The sequence below is a fragment of the Fretibacterium sp. genome, assembly GCF_057312375.1.
Genome location: NZ_DBHLDX010000012.1, coordinates 26,351 through 44,328, shown reverse-complemented (window position 1 = coordinate 44,328; position 17,978 = coordinate 26,351). Strand labels below are relative to the sequence as shown.

Sequence of the window (17,978 nt, the reverse complement as noted above, 5' to 3'; positions counted from 1 at the left end):
AGAATTCTGGACATTTTATCATGTTATGAGATAATTTGAATGCGGCGCTTGTTTGGGGTTCTGTTCGTCATGGAAAAACGGTTGACACACAGAGTTTTTGTCAAGGAGGGTTCTCTCATGAGGTTTGGAAAGTGCGCGTTCGTCCTTGCGTGTGCGATGCTGGCTGTTGCGGCGGGCGGGGCGTGGGCGGCCGAGGTCGTCAACGCCTACACGACGATGGAGGAGCCGCTGGCCAAGGCGCTGTTCGACGCCTTTGAGGCGGAGAGTGGCATCAAGGTGCAGTGGGTGCGTCTGTCGGGTGGCGAGGCGGTGGCCCGCATCGAGGCGGAGAAGGCCAATCCCCAGGCCTCCATCTGGGTCGGTGGCGTGGGCACTCAGCACATCGAGGCGAAGCTTCGCGGCCTGACGGCGCCCTACCGCTCCCGCGTGGCGGACAGCATCCCGGCGGACTACCGCGACCCGGAGAACTACTGGACGGGCCTCTACGTGGGCCCCATCGCCTTCTGCATGAACACGGAGCGGGCGAAGGAGCTGAAGCTCGACATGCCGAAGACCTGGATGGACCTCCTGAAGCCGGAGTACGCCAAGAGCGTCCGCATGGCGCACCCCGCCACCTCGGGCACGGCCTACAACATGCTGACCACGCTCATCCGCATCTACGACGGCGACGAGGACAAGGCGTTCGACTACTTCAAGAAGCTCTCCGCGTCCGTCGAGCAGTTTACCCGCTCCGGCTCCGCTCCCGGCAAGAGCTGCGCCATCGGCGAGATCCCCATCGCCATCGGCTACCTCCACGACCAGGTGAAGCTGCAGAAGGAGGGTGCCCCCATCGAGATCGTGATCCCGTCGGACGGCACGGGTGCGGAAACGGCCTCCATGTCCATCCTGAAGGACGGTCCGGACGCCTTGAACGCCAAGAAGCTCTACGACTGGATACTCGGTCAGAAGGCCATGGACATCATCGCCAGCTGGTACGTCATCCCCCTCTCCAGCCTGGCCACCCCCTCCGAGACGGGCTTCTCGCTCGCGAAGATGAAGATGCTGAAGGACGACCAGTGGGATGCCGCCAACAAGGAGCGTTTGATCGAGCGCTGGAACCGGGAGATATCGATGGCCCCGGAGAAGAAGTAGGGGCCCGCAGGGCGCAGGGGCCTGGGAGATGCGGCAGAGGAGGGCGATCCACTTCGCCCTGATGATGGCCTTCATCGCGCTGGTGGGCTGGTGGGTGTACGGGAGCGTCCTCGCGGGGTTCCTGGAGGTGTCCCACGACGGCCAGCGCCGCACGGTGCAGACCGTTTCCTTAGGGTATCCCGGGGGAGAGGATGCCGAGGGATGGCTGGCTCGCCTGGCCGGAAACTCGCAGAGCTATCGCGTTGCCCTGACGGAGGGGTTGCCGGCTCCCGGCGCCTCTCCCGTCGTGCGGGGGGACCCGGACCTGGCGGAGCTGTGCCGGGCCTCCGCCGCCTCCCCCCAGTTCGCGAAGGGCTTTGACAACGCCGCCTATGAGGAGATCTACTGCAGCGAACGCGGCTGGGACCTTGCCGGGACGGAGCAGACGCTCTTCTTTGCACCGGCGGTGGACGCCCGCACCGGCGACGTTCAGGGGGCGCTGATCTTCGCCTTCAGCCGAGAGGGGGAGCGGGGCTTTATCCGGATGCTCCGGATGCTCTTCGCGGCGGTCCTGCTGCTCTTCACCGTCGTGGTCTGGCAGGTGATGATGAGCCGGGACCCCGTCGTCGGCTTTGCCCTGGCCGGCCTCTTCCTGATGGCCCTGGTCTTCGTGGCCTACCCCCTCTTCGAGGCGGTGCGTCTCTCCTTTCTGGAGGAGGGGCGCTTCTCCCTCGGCATCTGGCGAACGATCCTGACGAACAGCAGCTACATCGACGCCCTGAAGGGCAGCCTGAAGCTGGGCTGCTGCACGGCGACGCTCTCCACCCTCATCGGCTTCCTCTTCGCGTTCGCGTGTACGCGCACCAACGTCCGGTTCAAGAGGTTCATCGCCATGATGGGCGTCCTTCCTGTGATCTCGCCTCCCTTCTCCCTCACGCTCTCCGTCATCCTACTCTTTGGGAACAACGGGCTGATCACGCGCTGGCTGGGGCTCACGGGCTTCTCCATCTACGGCCTTCCGGGCCTGACGATGGTCCAGATGATGTGCATGTTCCCCATCGCGTTCCTGACGCTCTCCGGGGTGCTGGAGGCCATCGACTCCACGTTTGAGGAGGCAGCGCTGAACCTCTCGGCCAGCCGGCTCAGGACCTTTGCGTCCATCACGCTGCCCCTGGCCGCGCCGGGACTGCTCAGCGCGTGGCTTCTGGTCTTCACCACCTCGCTGGCGGACTTCGCCAACCCGCTGCTCCTGGCGGGGGACCTCAAGGTCCTCTCCGTCGAGTCCTACATCGAGGTGACGGGGATGAACCGCCTGGGACACGGGGCGGCGCTGTCGCTCCTTCTGCTCCTGCCGACGCTTGCGGCCTTTTTGGCGCAGCGCTTCTGGGTGGCGAAGCGGTCTTACGTCACCGTCACGGGGAAGCCATCGGGCCGCATCGCGGAGCTGACGACGCCCGGCCTGCGCCGCGTCCTGGCTTGCGTCATCTATCTGATCATCCTCTTTTTGATCCTGCTCTACGGGACGATCGTCGCAGGCTGCTTCGTGAAGAACTGGGGCATCGACTACACCTTCAGCCTTGAGAACATCCGCGAGGCCCTGACCCGGTCCCGGGACGCCCTGTTCGACACCGTGACCCTCTCGGCCGTCGCCACGCCCGTTGCGGGCGTCATCGCCATGATCGCGGCGCTGCTCATCGTGCGGCGGCGCTTCCGCGGCAAGCGGCTGCTTGAGGCCCTGCTCATGACGCCCTTCGCCCTGCCGGGCACGCTGGTGGGCATCAGCTACATCCTGGCGTTCAACCGGGCGCCCCTCATCCTGGTGGGGACGGCGGCCATCATCGTCATCAACTACGTGGTGCGAGAGCTGCCCGTGGGCATCGAGGGCGGGGTCGCCTCGCTGCGGCAGATCGACCCCTCCATCGAGGAGGCGGCCATGGACCTGGGGGCGGACTCCGCCACGGTCTTTCGCACCATCGTCCTGCCGCTGGTGCGCCCCGCGTTCCTGTCGAGCCTCTCCTACACGTTCGTGCGCTCCATGACGGCCGTGAGCGCGGTCATCTTCCTCATCTCCGCGCGCTGGTATCACATGACGATCCTGATCTACAACTTCTCGGAGAACCTGCGCTTCGGCCTGGCCAGCGTGCTGTCCACCGTGCTCATCGTCATCGTCTTCGGAGCCTTCGGGATCATGCGCATCCTGGTGCGGCGCAACGAGAACCTGCTGAAGAACGTCGTCTGATCCCCCGGCCCCATCGGGGGCGGGGGAACCCAAGCTGGAGGAATAATTGATGTCAGATACAGTCAACGCGGGGAGGAAGCCCCCCCGATCCGTTACCCTCAACGGGATCACGAAGGTCTTTCGCGACCCGCAGTCCGGGCAGGACGTCCGAGCCGTGGAGAGCGTGTCCTTTCGCCTGGAGCCGGGGGAGCTCGTCACGCTCCTGGGGCCGTCGGGGTGCGGCAAGACCACGGTGCTGCGGATTCTCTCCGGGTTCGAGCAGCCCACGTCAGGGCGCATCCTGATCGGAGAGATGGACGTCACGGACGTGCCCGCCAACGGACGGGACACGGCGATGGTGTTCCAGAGCTACGGCCTGTTCCCCCACATGAGCGTCTTCGACAACGTGGCCTATGGCCTGAAGCTCCGCAGGGTCCCCCGCGCGGAGATGGCGAAGAAGGTGGCGCACTTTCTCGACATGGTGGGCCTCGGCGCGCTGGCGAAGCGGTCCCCCTCCCGCCTGTCCGGCGGACAGCAGCAGCGCGTGGCCCTGGCGCGGGCCCTCATCGTGGAGCCGTCAGTGCTCCTGCTGGACGAGCCGCTCTCGAACCTGGACGCCATCCTGCGCGAGCAGATGCGCGTCGAGATACGCCGGCTGCAGAAGTCCCTCGGCATCACGGCCATGTACGTGACGCACGACCGCGTCGAGGCCATGAGCCTATCGGACCGTATCATCGTGATGAGGGGCGGTCGCATCGTGCAGGTGGGCACGCCGAGCGAGATCTACCGCGATCCGGCGAACTCCTTCGTGGCGGGCTTCGTGGGCAGGGCGGCCTTCTTCCCCTGCACGGTGCTGGGCGTTTCGGGAGCCGTGTGCGCCGTCGAGGTGAAGGGGCACGCTTTTGAGGCCCCGCGATGGGACCCTTCGCTGAGAGTCGGAGATGGGGCGGTCTTGATGGCCCGGCCGGAGTCGCTGTCGCTGGGCGAGCCGGGAATGGGCGTGGAGGACGGCGTCGTGACGGCCAACGTCTACCTGGGCAACAGCATGGAGTCCTGGGTGAGGACCGACCTGGGCGACGTGCTGGTCCAGATCGACGCCCCGGACGCCAAGAGGGTGTGGGCCGAGGGGGAGCGCGTTTCCCTGTCGCTCGACCCGCTGCTGACGAAGGTGCTTCCCGTCGACGAGCCGGCGTAGCTCAGGAGGTCTTACGTTGAGCGAGTATTCCATCGAGGTCAAAAATCCCAGGGCGCGGGAGGCCCTGGACCGCCTTGCGCCCGTCCTGCACGGCAAGGACGCCGTGCTGCTTCGGCTTTTGGTGTGCGTGTTCGCGGGTGGCCACCTCCTGCTGGAGGACATGCCCGGCCTCGGCAAGACGACGCTGGCCCTGGCGGCTTCGCGCCTCCTGGGCCTGAGCTTCGGCCGCGTGCAGTGCACGAACGACCTCCTGCCCACGGACGTCACGGGCGTGAACGTCTACCGGGCGGACAGCGGTCAGTTCCAGTTCTACGCGGGGCCGGTATTTCACCACCTGCTGCTGGTGGACGAGATCAACCGCGCGACGCCCAAGACCCAGAGTGCCCTCCTGGAGGCCATGGGGGAGGAGCAGGTGACCGTGGACGGGCGAAGCTACGCCCTGCCCAATCCCTTCTTCGTCATCGCGACACAGAACCCCGTCGAGAACGCGGGGACCTTCCCCCTGCCGGAGTCCCAGATGGACCGCTTCATGATCAAGACGTCCATCGGCTACCCCTCCCGGGAGGACGAGCGCCGAATCCTGCGCCTCGGCCCTCAGAAGAATGACTTCGCGTCCTTCCAGCCCCTGTTCACGCCGGACGAGATCGTGGCGCTTCAGGGACAGATCGAGCGCGGCATCCGCGTGGGCGACAGGCTCCTGGACTACGTCCTGGACCTGGAGCAACGGACGAGGACGCACCCCCTTCTGGAGGGCGGGATATCCCCGCGGGGCGGGATGATGATCCTGCGGGTGGCCCGCACGCTGGCCTGGCTGGGGGGGCGGGACTACGTCGTCCCGGAGGACGTTCGCTTCCTGGCCCTTGAAACCTGGGCCCATCGTCTTCAGGCCCGGAAGGGGGCGTCGGGCGCGGGCGTCCTGAGCCAGATCCTGAGCGAAACGCCCATTCCCTGATGCCCGTCCTCTCCGCCTTCAGGGGACGCCGCCGTTCGAGGAAGGATAGGCCCTGGACCGGCTCTCCGATCATCCGGCTCCGCACCGCGGGGACGGTCTACACGCTCCTGACGATCATGCTGGGTGTGGTGGCCGTCAACAGCGGAAACAACCTGCTGTACCTGCTGACGGCCCTCCTTCTGGGATACATGCTGGCCTCAGGCGTCGCGGGGCGGCGCAACATCATGGGGGCGCGGGCTGCACTGGAGCTGCCGGACGAGATCTACGCGGGCATCCCCTTCGAGGCCTCCATCCGCGTCGAGAACCCGCGCTCCGCTCCGCTCCACATGATCGAGGTGACGGTGCGCCTGGAGGAAGGGGAGGGGGTTGCCCCCCGCGCCTTCTTCGGCGTCGTCCCTCCGCACGGGGCGGCGAGCCGCGGCGTCGTACTGACCCTGCCGCGACGCGGGACGGTCCGCGTGGCCCTTGAGGTTTCCTCCGTGTTCCCCTTCGACTTCTTCACCCGCTTTGCCTGGGACCGGAACTGGACGACGGCGCTGACCTTTCCCACGCCGGCTCCCGACGCGTCGGTGGTTGCGGTCGGCGAGGCGGAGGAGGAGGGGGCGGCGTCCGTCGGTTCCTCCCGGAGCGACGACGCCTCCGACGCGGCTGGGGTCAGGCCGTATCAGACGGGAGACCCCGTAAGCCGCGTGCACTGGAAGATCACGGCCCGCACGGGGAAGCTGAGCACCCGCCTCCTTGAGGGCGAGGCGCCCGTGGGGCTGCTGATCGACTTGGACGGGCTGGTGCGCGACGGGCTGGAGCGCGGCCTGTCCGCGGCGGCGGGGCGAATCCTGCAGGCGGAGCGCGAGAGCGCGCCCATCGGCATGATGGATCGGGGAACGCTTTTTCCGCCGGCCCCGGGCCGACAGAACCGCCTTGCCCTCCTGCGGCGGCTGGCCCTCTACGAGGGGGCAGCGCGATGACGAGCCCTACTTCGGTTGTCGCACCCCGGACGCGCCCCATCCGCTTCTACCTGGACCTCCTGCTTCCGGTCTGCGGGCTGATGTGCTTTGCGATGGCGCAGGACGGCATCAGCGCCGCTGCAGGCTGGGCCTTCCTGCTGGGCCTGGCGGTGGTGGGAGCCGCCTCCTTTCTGGACCTGCCCCGGCCGCCGGGCTTCGTCACCTTTGCGGCGGTGCTCCTGCTGCTGATCCCCATCCTGGGGCAGATATCGCTCCGCTATGCGGCGGAGCCGTTGCTTGAGGCGATCCTCCTCCTGTTTCTGCTCCGCGTGTACGAGAGGCGCGGTCCGCGCGAATACGCCCAGGTGGTCATCATCCTGCTGGCCGCCGCCGTAATCTACGCCGTCCTGTCCGTCGAGCGCGTCTTCATGACGGTCTGCGTCGGCGTGGGGATCGTGGGCTCCATGATCCTGATGATGTCCGCCTGGATGCGCCGGGAGCCGGATGCGCGCCTCAGCTGGAGCGACGTGAGGGGCCTCCTTGCCCGCGCCCTGGGCATGTTCCTCGTGATGCTGCCCCTGTGTCTCCTGCTCTTCTTCGCGGCGCCGCGCTTCCGAAGCCCCTTTCGCGTTTCACAGGGTGGTTTCGGCGCGACGACGGGTTTCTCGGATCAACTCAGCCTGGGGGACGTGGGGCAGATTCAGGAGAGCGGACGCCTGGCCTTTCGGGCGGAGATGCGGGACATTGCGCCGCGAACGCCCTATTGGCGCGGCGTGGTGCTGTCCCTGTTCACCGGAGACACCTGGACAGTCAACCTGGCAGGGCGCCGCGGAGGTTGGGACGCCCCAACCTCCGGCGCGGAGAACCTGCGCTACTCGATCCAGATGGAACCCAGCGGACACCGCTGGCTGTTCACCCTGGACCGCCCAGTGACCCTTTGGGGGACCGATGCCCTAGACCTGGGCAACGGGACCTACGCACACCGCTCCTTCAATGGAGCGCGCTACGAGGCGGAGTCCGTCCTCGATCCGACGGGCGGCGGCAGCTTGACGCCGCGGGACGAGGCCCTCTGCCTTCAGCTGCCGGAGGGGTATTCCCCAGCCGTTCGCCGCCTTGCGGAGGAGATCGCGGGGGGAGCGAAGGGTGATCGGGAGAAGATGGAGGCCGTCGTCGCGCGGCTGTCGGGCGGAGAGTACCGGTGGACGCTGAGGAACCTGGCGCAGGGACGGAACGCACTGGAGGACTTCCTGCTCCGCCTGAAGCGCGGCAACTGCGAGTACTTCGCATCGGCCGCCGGGGTGATGCTGCGGATGCTGGGCGTCCCCGCCCGGCTGGTGGGGGGCTACCGGGGCGGAGACTACAACCGCACCGGAGGCTTCTACTCGGTTAGGGACCTGAACGCCCACGTCTGGGTGGAGGCCTGGGACCGGGCGAGCCGTGCCTGGATTCGGCTGGACCCGACGCCGACGGCGTTGGAGGACGAGGTGGAAGCGGAGGTCCTCGCCTCGGGCAGTGGTTGGGGCGAGTTCTGGGACTACCTGGACTATCAGTGGAACCGTTATTTCGTGGCCTACGGCGGCAGCCAGCAGGCACAGTGGGCCGGAGCGCTGCGGTCCCTCCTGAGGAACCCCCGTGCTGCCCTCCCCTCCGTGGGAAGCTTCATGGATGGCACGGGGCGCGGGGCTTCCCGCGCAGCCTTTGCGGTAGGGGCGGTGATCTTGGCGTTGGCCAGCGGCTGGGGGGTATGGCGCTATGCGCACCGCGACGAGCGGGCCGCCCTGCTCCGTCGGTTTGATCGCCTCATGGCCCGGCGCGGCTTCGTGCGCTCCCCCTGCGTGGGGCTCCTGGAGTTCGCCTGGACCCTGCCGGAGCCGCTGAGGGCGGACGCTCTCGACTTCGCCTCAGGCCTCTCCGCCGTGTTCTACGGTGGACGCGAACTGGACGGGCCGTGCCGCGAGGCCCTGCTGCGGGCGCTGTCGGCCCTGTCCTCGACAAGGGGTTAGCGGTCGGAGAGCGCAAGCCCAGGCATTTTTAAGATAGTGTGAGCGGGACCTCATGCACGGGGCGGTCCCGACGGGAAGGAAGGGTGCTCTCATGGCAGACAGGGGGATCGATTTTCGTTCCAGGGCAGCCAAGGGCTCGGCGACCCCGGCGTCGGGCGACGACCGCGGCCTCCATCGCCGCGTTCAGGAGCTGGAGCGGATGCGGGAGCAGTACGAGCTGGAGGCTGCAGCGTTTGAGGACCTGGATCGCCTCTACCGGGGACTGGCGGACAGCGGGGCCTTTTTGTACGCCTTCGTGGACGTCCGGGGCACGTTTCTGTTCATGAACCGCGGGATGCAGCTATTCCTGGGACAAGACCCCGAAGGGGGTGCGCCGGAAACCCTCCTGTCGCGCTGCCCCTTTGGACAGATCGAGGCGATGCGCGGCCTGTTGCACGACGCCATGGAAGGGCCCGTGGCGGCGGTGGTGCCCCTGGCGCGCCCAGACGGGGTCAATATCTGGATGGACGCGGAATTTTCCGCGATGGACGTTCGAGGCGAACCCGCCCTGCAGGTCGTCGGGGTGGACGTGACGGAGTGGGTGAACCTCCGGGAGCAAGCGGAGCCCGGATGGAAGCACGGCGTGTGGAGCCGCGTTCTGGACTGTTGTCCGGGATTGCTCTGCTGCGTCGTAGATCGGGAGGGTACGCTGCTCTACGCCTCCCAGGGGTACAGCGCCCTCGCCCTGCGGGTCCTGGGCCATCGCTGCGAGGTAGGGAAGCGCTACCCCCCGCTTCAATCGAAGACGGACAAGTCCCTTCACGACATCTTGATGGCGGCTGCGCTGGGGCAGACCAGCGGCGTGGAGATCGAAGAACGCCACAGCGAAGGGGACCGGCTCTGGAGCTTCACAGCGGCGCCCCTTGAGCTGAACGGCGGCCTGGAGGGGGTGGCAGTGCGCGTCCTCCCCGTGCAGGTGCCGCAGATCCGGCAGCCCGCGCCGCCACCGGACGCCCCGGAGCCGCCGGCCCCTGGCGTCGAGCCTCCGGTGGAGCCGTCCGAGCGAGCGGGCATCCTGAACGCCTTCGCCGTCCCGACGGCCGTGGTGAACGAGCGCGGGGTATGCCTTGCGGCCAACGCGCCCTTCATCCTCGCGCTGGACGCCAGGGAAAAGGTGGTCGGTTCTCGCCTCCTCGACCTGATCCCCAGGGACGGTCCCGCGAACGCGGACTTCCACGAGAAGTTTCCCGACGTGCTGCAGGCCCGCGAGGGGCGCCTCTCCTGCCGCCTCTCGTCCCGGGACGGGGACCTGACGTGGTTTGAGGTCGGCGTTCGGCCCCTGGAGTGGGCCGGGTTTCGCGCTGCGCTCCTGACGTGTGAGGACGTGACGCTCCTGCGCCGGACGCAGGAACAGCTACAGCGCGCCGCCGTGACGGACCGCTCCACTGGCGTCCTGAACCGCCAGGGCATGGAGCGCGTCCTGTCCCGTGAGATGGAGCGCGCCGTCCGGGACAAGACGCCCCTCAGCCTGATGATCATGGACATCGACGGCTTCCGGCGCCTGAACGAGAGCAAAGGGTACGCGGCGGCGGAGCTCGTCCTGAAGACGCTGATCGCGCTCTGTCAGGGGCTCCTCGCTGTGGAGGACGTCATCGGGCGGTGGGGCGGGGACGAGTTCATGGTGCTGACGCCCCGCTCCTCCGAGGCTGCGCGGCTCCTGGCGGATTCGATGCGGGACCTGGCTCACAGCGGGTCCTTCGGTGCGGAGGGCGCCCTGACGCTCAGCGTCGGCATTGCGCAGTTTCGCGCGGAGATGGACCTCTCCAGCCTGGTGGGCGCTGCCTACGACGCGATGGTCCGGGCCAAGCGGAGCGGAGGGAACCGCGCCGTGACGGCGGAGGACGGCGAGGGCCGCTAGACGGCCGGGGCCGCCCCGGACGCAGGCGATCTTAGTATTGAGGATGGTGTGTGGATTTGGGACAGATTCAGATCATCGTTGAGGGCATGACGGCGAGCGGAAAGTCCACGGTGGTGGACCTGCTGGCGGAGCGCCTGGGGTTCAAGGTGATGCCGGAGGAGTTTCGCGACCAGCATGACCTCCTGAGCCGCTTCCACCACGACCGGCGGTGGGCGTTCCCCATGCAGCTGAACTTCCTGGTGACGCGCTTTGCACAGTACCTCTGCGCGTCGGAGGAAAACGATTACATCATGGACCGCAGCATCTTTGGCGACAAGGTCTACGCCACGCTCTACTACAAGCAGCACTACTTCACGGACAGCCAGTTCGGCTGCTACCTGACGCTCTATGACTCCCTGTTGAGGAACACGGCGTCCCCGCGGCTCCTGATCCTGGTGCGCTGTCCCTTTGAGGAGATACTGCGCCGCATCCGGGCGCGGGGCCGTCAGGACGAGATCGATGCCGGGGTGGAGTACTGGCGCCTGCTCTTCGACGCCTATCAGCCGTTCCTCGAATTCGTGCGCAAGGAGATGCAGATCCCGAACGTCCTGGAGCTGGACCTGGCGGACCCGGCCTTCATCAAGACGCCGGAACGCGTGGAGAGGTTCCTGGATGACGTGAGGGCCTTCTTCCCGGAGCGCTTTGCGGGGTTGCAGTAAGGACCTGTGACGCCGCGATCGTCGGCGCAGGATCCGTAGACCTCTTCGCGGCGGCGGAGTTGGCGCGCCACGGCAAGAAGGCCCGGATCGCCGACGAGGGGTTGTGCCTGAGGATCGTCCGGGAGGCGAACAGAGGAAGGTCGCTCAGGCTGTAGCAATCCAACCCTGTGGTTTCAGAGAGGCTCACACGTTTCCGAGGTGTACGTGCGCGAGCTCTGCGCGGGCTGCCTCCTCCATGCGGCGCAGGAGGGCGCGGGACGTGGGGGGTGCGTCGTGGTGCCGCGCGGGGAAACAGCGCGTGATGTGCAGGGGGATGTCTCGCGACAGGGAGGCGATCCAGCCCACCATCTCCGAGAAGGCCGCCATACCGTCGTCCAATCCGGGAACGGCGAGGTGCGTCAACTCCACGTGGACGCCGCCCCGCACCCACAGGGCGATGGTCCGCTTCACGGCCTCCAGGTCCCCGCCGAGCCGTCGATACCCCCCCGGCGTGAACGCCTTCAGGTCCACGTTCGCCGCGCTGACCCAGGGCAGGAGGTCCCGCGCCGCCTCCTCCGACATCGCCCCGTTCGTGACGAGGACCGCCGCGACCCCCGCCTTCCTCAGCAGGGGGGCGGCCTCCAGGAGGTACTCCGCCTGAAGGGTTGGCTCGTTGTAAGTGAGAGCCAGAGCGTCCAGACCCAGCCCCCGGACCTCCCTCGCCAGCGCCTCCGGCGGCAGGAACGGGACGGAGGCACTGGCGTCGTAGACGCTTTTCGCCGGTCGGGCTATGCGCCAGTTCTGGCAGAAGGGACAGTCCATCGTGCAGCCCAGGCTCCCCAGCGAGTAGATGAGGCTGCCGGGCCGCCAGTGGGCGAGGGGCTTCTTTTCGACGGGGTCCACGGCCCGTGCGCAGAACCGACCGAGCCAGGGCGAGAGGAGCGTTCCCCCGTGGTTGAGGCGGACGCCACACGCCCCCGCGGCCCCGTCCGCGATGCGACACCCGCGAAAACACAGGCCACAGGAAACGCGCCCGTCCTCCTCGCGATTCCACCAACGCGCCGCCATGCCCATCCGCGCCGCAGGCGATCCGCCTCCTCCAGTTGAGGCCGGGGACGCGCTGCCTCTCCCTCCCTTCTCTTTCTGTCTGTCAAAAACAGGACTTCGGCGCCGAACGCCTCGCTTAGATTTGCCAGACCCCCGCCTCCGAGAGCTGGCGGGTGACCGTCCCTGCCCAGTCCCGGTTGCTGGCGGGGGAGGCCGGGCTGGGGTGGAGGATGCGCAGGATCCGGACGTCTGTATCGCCGAGCGCCTCCCGCGCGCGGGCCTCGGCGAAGGCCCCCACGCCGACGACCCACTTGGGGGAGAGGGCGCGAACCGCGGCGCGCAGGTGCTCACCGCACGCTGCGTAGAGGGGCGTCCGGAGCTCCGGGGGCAGGTGGTCCGGCGTGAGGTTGCGTCCTCCCTCCGTCCCGTTTTTGCGCGGGGAGGGGGCGATGAAGAGTAGCGGGCAGAAGTTGACGACGAAGTGCTCCTCGAAGAAGCCCTCCGGGGTCCCGAAGCGTCCGGAGAAGAGCCCCCAAAGACGGCGGCCGCTGACCTCGGAACGCCTGCAGGCGGTGCCCTCAACGGGGTAGGCGGGGTGCGGATGGGCCGGCCTGCCGTTCAGAGGGACGTCGAGCTTCAGCCAGTCTCGGACGACGGCGGCCTCGCCGAAGGGCACCCCCGTCTGAGCCATGCCCCAGGGGCCGGGATTCATCCCCAGGAACACCACACGCTTCCGTCCCTGACCAAAGCGCCTCACGTAGACCGCGAAGGCGTCCCATGCGTAGTCCAGAGGGTTGTAGACGGCCGCCGCAGGCGGGACGAAGCGCATGGCGTCCACCTCCGCCCTCAGCTTCCGTGCGGCGGCGAGCTGCGCCTCGACGGAGGCCCCGTCCTGAGTTGCCGGCACCGGTCAGTCCTCTGCGCCGTGAGGGGCCAGGTGGAGCTCCCCGTCCTCGACGTCGACGTCGATGCGCGTGCCGTTCGCGAACTTCCGCGTCAGCAGGGAGTCGGCCAGGCGGTCCTCCAGCAGGGACTGGATGGCCCGGCGCAGGGGCCGGGCGCCGTACTTCGGCTTGAAGCCCTTCTCCAGTATCTTCTCCTTCGCGCCCACGCTGACGTCCAGGGAGAGCCCCTGTCCCTTCAGCCGATCGTCCAGCTCCGCCAGCATCGCGTCGACGATGCGCAGCAGGTTGTCCCGCGACAGGGGACGGAAGACGGCCATCTCGTCGATGCGGTTCAGGAACTCCGGCCGGAAGGTGCGCTGAGCCTCCTCCATGATGACGGCCTTCTGGCGCTCCCAGCTTCGCTGCTCCGACGCCTCCGCGGAGCCGAAGCCCAGCGCGCTGCCCTGTTGGGCCTCCTTCGCGCCGACGTTGCTCGTCATGATGATGACCGTGTTGCGGAAGTCGACCTTACGCCCCTGCCCGTCGGTCAGGTGCCCATCGTCCAAGATCTGCAGCAGGACGTTGTAGACCTCCGCGTGTGCCTTCTCGATCTCGTCGAACAGGATGACGGAGTAGGGCCGCCGCCGGACGGCCTCCGTCAGCTTCCCCCCGCTTTCGTGTCCCACGTAGCCGGGGGGGGCGCCCAGGAGCTTCGAGACCTCGTGCTTCTCCATGAACTCGCTCATGTCGATGCGGATCATGGCGTCCTCGCGTCCAAAGAGAAAGCGGGCCAGGCAGCGGGCCAGCTCCGTCTTGCCCACGCCGGTGGGGCCCATGAACAGGAAGCTGCCGATGGGCCGCCGCGGGTCGTGCAGGCCCGTGCGTGCGCGGCGGATGGCCCGCGCCACGGCGCTGACCGCCTCGTCCTGCCCGATCAGGCGGGAGGATATCTCCTCCTCCATGCGCAGAAGCCGCTCCGTTTCTGTCTCCGTGAGCTGTTTCACCGGGATGCCCGTCATCTCCGCCACCACCTCGGCGATGTCCTCGCCGGTGACCTCGACGCGCTCCTCGCTCCGGCCGCTGCGCCACTCCTCCGTCGCGGCCTCAAGCTGATCCGCCAGGGCGTGCTCCTCGTCGCGCAGCTGCGCCGCGCGCTCGAACTGCTGGTTCAGCACGGCCTCCTCCTTCTGACGTTGAGTGTCCGCGAGGCGGCGCTCCAGCTCCCGAACGGACTCCGGCGGGTCCAGCGACCGAAGCCGGGTCCGCGCTCCGGCCTCGTCGATGAGGTCGATGCCCTTGTCGGGCAGGAAGCGATCCTGCACGTAGCGCGAGGAGAGGTTCGCTGCGGCCTGGAGGGCGTCGTTCGTGAAGGTCACCTGGTGGTGTTCCTCGTAGCGATCCCGAAGTCCGCGCAGGATGCTGACGGAGTCCTCGATGCCGGGCTCCTCGATCAGGATGGGCTGGAAGCGGCGCTCCAAGGCGCTGTCGCGCTCCACGTACTTGTGGTACTCCGCCTGGGTCGTCGCGCCGATCATCTGGAACTTCCCGCGCGACAGGCTGGGCTTCAGGATGTTGGCCGCGTCCATTGCCCCTTCGGCGCTGCCTGCGCCGACGATGGTGTGCACCTCGTCCACGAAGAGGATGACCTCGCCGGAGTCGGAGAGCTCCTTCACGATGCGGCGCAGCCGCTCCTCGAACTCCCCCCGGTACTTGGTGCCCGCCACGAGGTTCGCCGTGTTGAGCTGGATGATGCGCTTCTCCCTCAGGGGGTCCGGCGCAGCGCCCGACGCGATCTTTTGGGCCAGCCCCTCGACGATGGCCGTCTTGCCGACGCCGGGGTCGCCGATCAGGACGGGGTTGCTCTTCGTTCGTCGGCACAGCGCCTGGATGACGCGACGGATCTCCCGCTCGCGCCCGATGACGGGGTCGAGCTCGCCGTCGCGGGCTTTCTGAGTCAGGTCCACTCCCAGTTGGTCCAGCGTCGGCGTTCGGCTCCTGCCCTGCCGCTTCAGCCGGTCTGTCAGGAGCTCCACGTTCTGTCCCTGGCCCCCACCGGCGTTCACTGCGTTGGCCTCGATGATGGCGGTCACCTGCTTCAGGACGACCTCCCGGGTGATCCCCATCGTCAGGAAGTGCTGGACCACCATGCTGCTCTCGTCCGCCAGGACGCCCAACAGGATGTGTTCCGTATCGACGTAGTTGACGCCCATCTTGCGGGCCTCGACCATGGACAGCTCAAGCGCCTTCTTCATGCGCGGGCTGAGCGGCAGGTCGATGGGCCTGGACGCGGGCTGGGATCGCCCCATGATCTCCCGGATGTGGGCGCACAGCCTCTCAGGCGACACGTCCAACTCGACCAGGGCGCGACAGGCGATGCCGCCGCCCTCCTGCGCCAGCCCCACCAGGAGGTGCTCCGGCTCCACCATGGGATGCCCCATCTGAAGCGCTTCATGGTGGGCCAGCTGGATGACCCTCTTGCCTCGTTCCGTAAAAAATTGCCACATGGTATGTTCTCCTTGATAGAGTAAAAACGGCGTGCGTTCAGGCCAGCATCAGGCCCCGCAGCATCCTCTTCAGCATCTCCGCCTGAATGACGCTCCGCTTGTGCTGGGACAGGTCGAAATCGCTGCGCCCCATCTCGTCGGCGTGCCTCAGCGCCACCTCGATCAGAAGGCGCTCGCGCACGGTGATGAGGCCGCGCTCCTGCAGGGATTGGAGGAGGCGGCGGCAGTCCTGCTCCGAGATGGAGTCCCCCACGATGTCCTCGACGTGCTTCAGGCGCTCCTCCGGCTCCTCGCAGGAGATGCGCAGGATGCGGATGTACCCGTGGCCGCCCCGCTGGCTCTCCACCAGAAAACCACGCTCCGGCGTGAAGCGGCTGCGCAGGACGTAGTTGATCTGGCTCGGCACGCAGCCGAAGAACTCCGCCAGCTCCTTGCGCCTGAGGGATACGGAGGGTTCCGTTTCCGTTTCGAGGAGCTCCTGAATGTATTTCTCAATGGCCAGGGTCAAGTTGGGCATACCCCTTACCTCCGTTCCATGGTTGGCCGGATCCGGAAATCAAAGTCAGCGATCCGCCAAGGCCTCATTTTATCCTTATGGTCAGGGATAATCAATAATGAAAAATGCCGATAGACGAGAGGTCAGGCCGGATGCAGCGGACAAATTGTATTGTGTATTTCGCGTCCTCCCAAATTCTTATACTATAATTGAGAAACAGCCCCACATGGGGGCGGAAGGGTTATGATTGGGTACATGAGTATCGTTCAGGAAAAGACGAAACCGTCGAGGGGAGAGCTCCTCGGCGTTGAATTGGAGGTTCGCCGGTATCCCGACCCGGTGTTGAAGAAGGTCGCAGAACCGGTTACGGTCTTTGACGACGAGCTGGCTGATTTCGTCGACAAGATGCGCGCGGTGATGCGCGTCAGCGACGGCGTGGGGCTGGCTGCGCCGCAGGTGGGAGTGCTTCGGCAGATCGCGGTTGTCGATTATAAGGATGAGGTCTACGACCTCATCAACCCCCGCGTTCTGGAGCAGAGGGGCGAGCAGGAGGGGGAGGAGGGGTGCCTCAGCTTCCCCGGCATCTACGCGATGGTGCGGCGCCCGGAGTGGGTGCGCGTCGAGGCACAGGACGTGCGGGGGGAGGTCCACGTCCACGAGGCGTCTGGTTTCCTCGCGCGGGCCTTTCTGCACGAGATGGACCACTTGAACGGAAAGCTCTTCATCGATTACCTCTCCCCCCTGAAGCGCGGGGCGATTCGCCGCAAGATGATGAAGAAAAAGGAGAGCTAGGGTGCGGCTGTGGTTCATCGGCGGCGGCTCCTTTGCCGCACGCTGCCTTGAGGCCCTCGTCCGGCGCCTCCCCGTTGAGCTCGTGGTCACCGGGACCCCCACCCGGGGTGGCCGCGGCATGGCGGAGATCCCCTCGCGGGTGGAGGAACGCGCCCTGGCGCTGGGCCTTCCCCTTGAGCGCACGGGGCCCCTCGGCGAAAACGAGCCGCTCCTGACGGCTCTGGCGGCGAATCCGCCCGACGCGATCCTGGTGGTGGACTTCGCTCAGCTGATCCGCGAGCCCTTCTTGAGCGCGCCGCGCTGGGGGTGCCTGAACGTCCACCCCTCCCTCCTGCCGCGCTGGCGTGGGGCGGCGCCCGTTCCCCGATCGCTGATGGACGGCGATGTCCGGACGGGGGTGACCGTCTTTCGTCTGACGCCCGAGATGGACGCGGGGCCCATCCTGCGCCAGGCGGCGGTGGAGGTCGGGGCGGGGGAGACGGCGACGGAGCTCTACGACAGGTTGAGCGCCCTGGGCGCCGAGATCGCTGCTGCGGGGTTGACCGCGCTGGAGTCCGCCGGGGACGGCTTCGCAGGGCTCTTCACCCCGCAGGACGACGCCGCAGCCTCCTACGCGGCGAAGCTCGAGAGGTCGGAGTTTGAGCTCTCCTGGCGGCAGCCCGCAGAGCGCTTGGACAGGGCGGTCCGCGCCCTTGAGGCCTCCGGCGGCGCCTTCGTCATGGTCCGTGAAAAGCGTCTCAAGGTCTGGCGTGCCGCCCCGGCGGCTGGAGGGCACGGGGAGCCGGGAACCGTGCTGGCCCTCCAGGATGGCGCCCTCGTCGTGGCCTGCGCCGCTGGCGCGCTGCACCTGGAGGAGGTGCAGGCGGAGGGCAAGCGCAGGGTCCCTGCCGTGGACTGGGCTCGCGGTCTGAGGCTTGTGCCGGGGGACGTCCTGTGAGCTTTGAATTAAGGAGGGCCTAAACTATAGCTTATCATGGTGATATAATAGCCACAACACAGACTTTTAGCAGGGGAGGCGCAGGAATGGCGCAGAGCTCATGGGGAGGCCAGGAGCGGCGTGCGTCCGGACGGCGCATTTACGAGGGCAGGATCCTGAACCTGAGGGTCGATGAGGTGACGATGCCGAGCGGCCGTACGGCGGAGCGCGAGGTGGTGGAACATCGGTCGGCCGTAGGTATCCTGGCGTTGACGGGGCGGGACAGCGTGCTGCTGGCGCGCCAGTACCGTTATGCCGTCGGGGAGGAAACGCTTGAGGTGTG

15 protein-coding genes are annotated in these 17,978 nt (G+C 67.3%); 11 read left to right on the top strand and 4 right to left on the bottom strand.

Translation table 11 applies throughout. The annotated features are described in order from the left end of the window. Positions 1 to 117 precede the first annotated feature (117 nt). The 8 genes from ACO41U_RS03525 (at position 118) to ACO41U_RS03490 (ending at position 11,017) form a co-directional block, all read left to right on the top strand. Positions 118 to 1,131, top strand: coding sequence for an ABC transporter substrate-binding protein (locus ACO41U_RS03525; RefSeq protein WP_298778364.1), 1,014 nt, complete (start codon positions 118 to 120; stop codon positions 1,129 to 1,131). A gap of 28 nt (positions 1,132 to 1,159) precedes the next feature. After that, positions 1,160 to 3,349, top strand: coding sequence for an ABC transporter permease (locus tag ACO41U_RS03520; protein WP_485941645.1), 2,190 nt, complete (start codon positions 1,160 to 1,162; stop codon positions 3,347 to 3,349). Positions 3,350 to 3,398: 49 nt separating this feature from the next. Beyond that, positions 3,399 to 4,523 (top strand): ABC transporter ATP-binding protein, encoded by a 1,125-nt coding sequence (locus ACO41U_RS03515; protein ID WP_485941643.1) that lies wholly within the window; start codon positions 3,399 to 3,401, stop codon positions 4,521 to 4,523. A gap of 16 nt (positions 4,524 to 4,539) precedes the next feature. After that, positions 4,540 to 5,475: an AAA family ATPase gene (locus ACO41U_RS03510; protein ID WP_298778373.1), complete on the top strand. Its 936-nt coding sequence runs from the start codon at positions 4,540 to 4,542 to the stop codon at positions 5,473 to 5,475. Continuing rightward, the gene (locus ACO41U_RS03505; protein WP_298778375.1) at positions 5,475 to 6,440 is read left to right on the top strand and encodes a DUF58 domain-containing protein; all 966 of its coding nucleotides are present in this window, start codon (positions 5,475 to 5,477) and stop codon (positions 6,438 to 6,440) included. The genes ACO41U_RS03510 and ACO41U_RS03505 overlap by 1 nt, the downstream gene beginning before the upstream one ends. Then, the gene (locus ACO41U_RS03500) at positions 6,437 to 8,422 is read left to right on the top strand and encodes a transglutaminase TgpA family protein (protein WP_485941640.1); all 1,986 of its coding nucleotides are present in this window, start codon (positions 6,437 to 6,439) and stop codon (positions 8,420 to 8,422) included. The genes ACO41U_RS03505 and ACO41U_RS03500 overlap by 4 nt, the downstream gene beginning before the upstream one ends. Positions 8,423 to 8,513: 91 nt before the next feature. Next, positions 8,514 to 10,319 (top strand): sensor domain-containing diguanylate cyclase, encoded by a 1,806-nt coding sequence (locus tag ACO41U_RS03495; RefSeq protein WP_485941638.1) that lies wholly within the window; start codon positions 8,514 to 8,516, stop codon positions 10,317 to 10,319. A 56-nt stretch (positions 10,320 to 10,375) separates the two neighbouring features. Beyond that, positions 10,376 to 11,017 carry a deoxynucleoside kinase gene (locus ACO41U_RS03490; protein WP_485941636.1) on the top strand — a complete coding sequence of 214 codons (642 nt, stop codon included), beginning with the start codon at positions 10,376 to 10,378 and terminating at the stop codon, positions 11,015 to 11,017. Between the two features lie 183 nt (positions 11,018 to 11,200). Here ACO41U_RS03490 and ACO41U_RS03485 read toward each other — a convergent pair whose 3' ends face one another. The 4 genes from ACO41U_RS03485 to ACO41U_RS03470 form a co-directional block, all read right to left on the bottom strand. Continuing rightward, positions 11,201 to 12,064 carry a radical SAM protein gene (locus ACO41U_RS03485; protein ID WP_485941634.1) on the bottom strand — a complete coding sequence of 288 codons (864 nt, stop codon included), beginning with the start codon at positions 12,062 to 12,064 and terminating at the stop codon, positions 11,201 to 11,203. 115 nt (positions 12,065 to 12,179) lie between these two features. Next, positions 12,180 to 12,950, bottom strand: coding sequence for a uracil-DNA glycosylase family protein (locus ACO41U_RS03480; protein ID WP_485941632.1), 771 nt, complete (start codon positions 12,948 to 12,950; stop codon positions 12,180 to 12,182). Positions 12,951 to 12,953: 3 nt separating this feature from the next. After that, positions 12,954 to 15,431, bottom strand: a complete 2,478-nt coding sequence (locus ACO41U_RS03475) for an ATP-dependent Clp protease ATP-binding subunit (protein ID WP_485941630.1) — start codon at positions 15,429 to 15,431, stop codon at positions 12,954 to 12,956. Between the two features lie 37 nt (positions 15,432 to 15,468). Continuing rightward, on the bottom strand, positions 15,469 to 15,948 hold the full coding sequence (locus ACO41U_RS03470) for a CtsR family transcriptional regulator (RefSeq protein ID WP_298778395.1): 480 nt from the start codon (positions 15,946 to 15,948) through the stop codon (positions 15,469 to 15,471). A gap of 222 nt (positions 15,949 to 16,170) precedes the next feature. Here ACO41U_RS03470 and def point away from each other — a divergent pair, with 222 nt between their 5' ends. From def to ACO41U_RS03455, 3 genes are all read left to right on the top strand, one after another. Beyond that, positions 16,171 to 16,719: a peptide deformylase gene (gene def, locus ACO41U_RS03465; protein WP_485941628.1), complete on the top strand. Its 549-nt coding sequence runs from the start codon at positions 16,171 to 16,173 to the stop codon at positions 16,717 to 16,719. 1 nt (position 16,720) lies between these two features. Then, complete coding sequence (locus tag ACO41U_RS03460) at positions 16,721 to 17,656, top strand: methionyl-tRNA formyltransferase (protein WP_485941626.1); 936 nt, start codon at positions 16,721 to 16,723, stop codon at positions 17,654 to 17,656. Between the two features lie 86 nt (positions 17,657 to 17,742). After that, positions 17,743 to 17,978, top strand: a 236-nt coding sequence (locus ACO41U_RS03455) for an NUDIX hydrolase (protein ID WP_485941624.1), incomplete at its 3' end; no start/stop codon positions are given.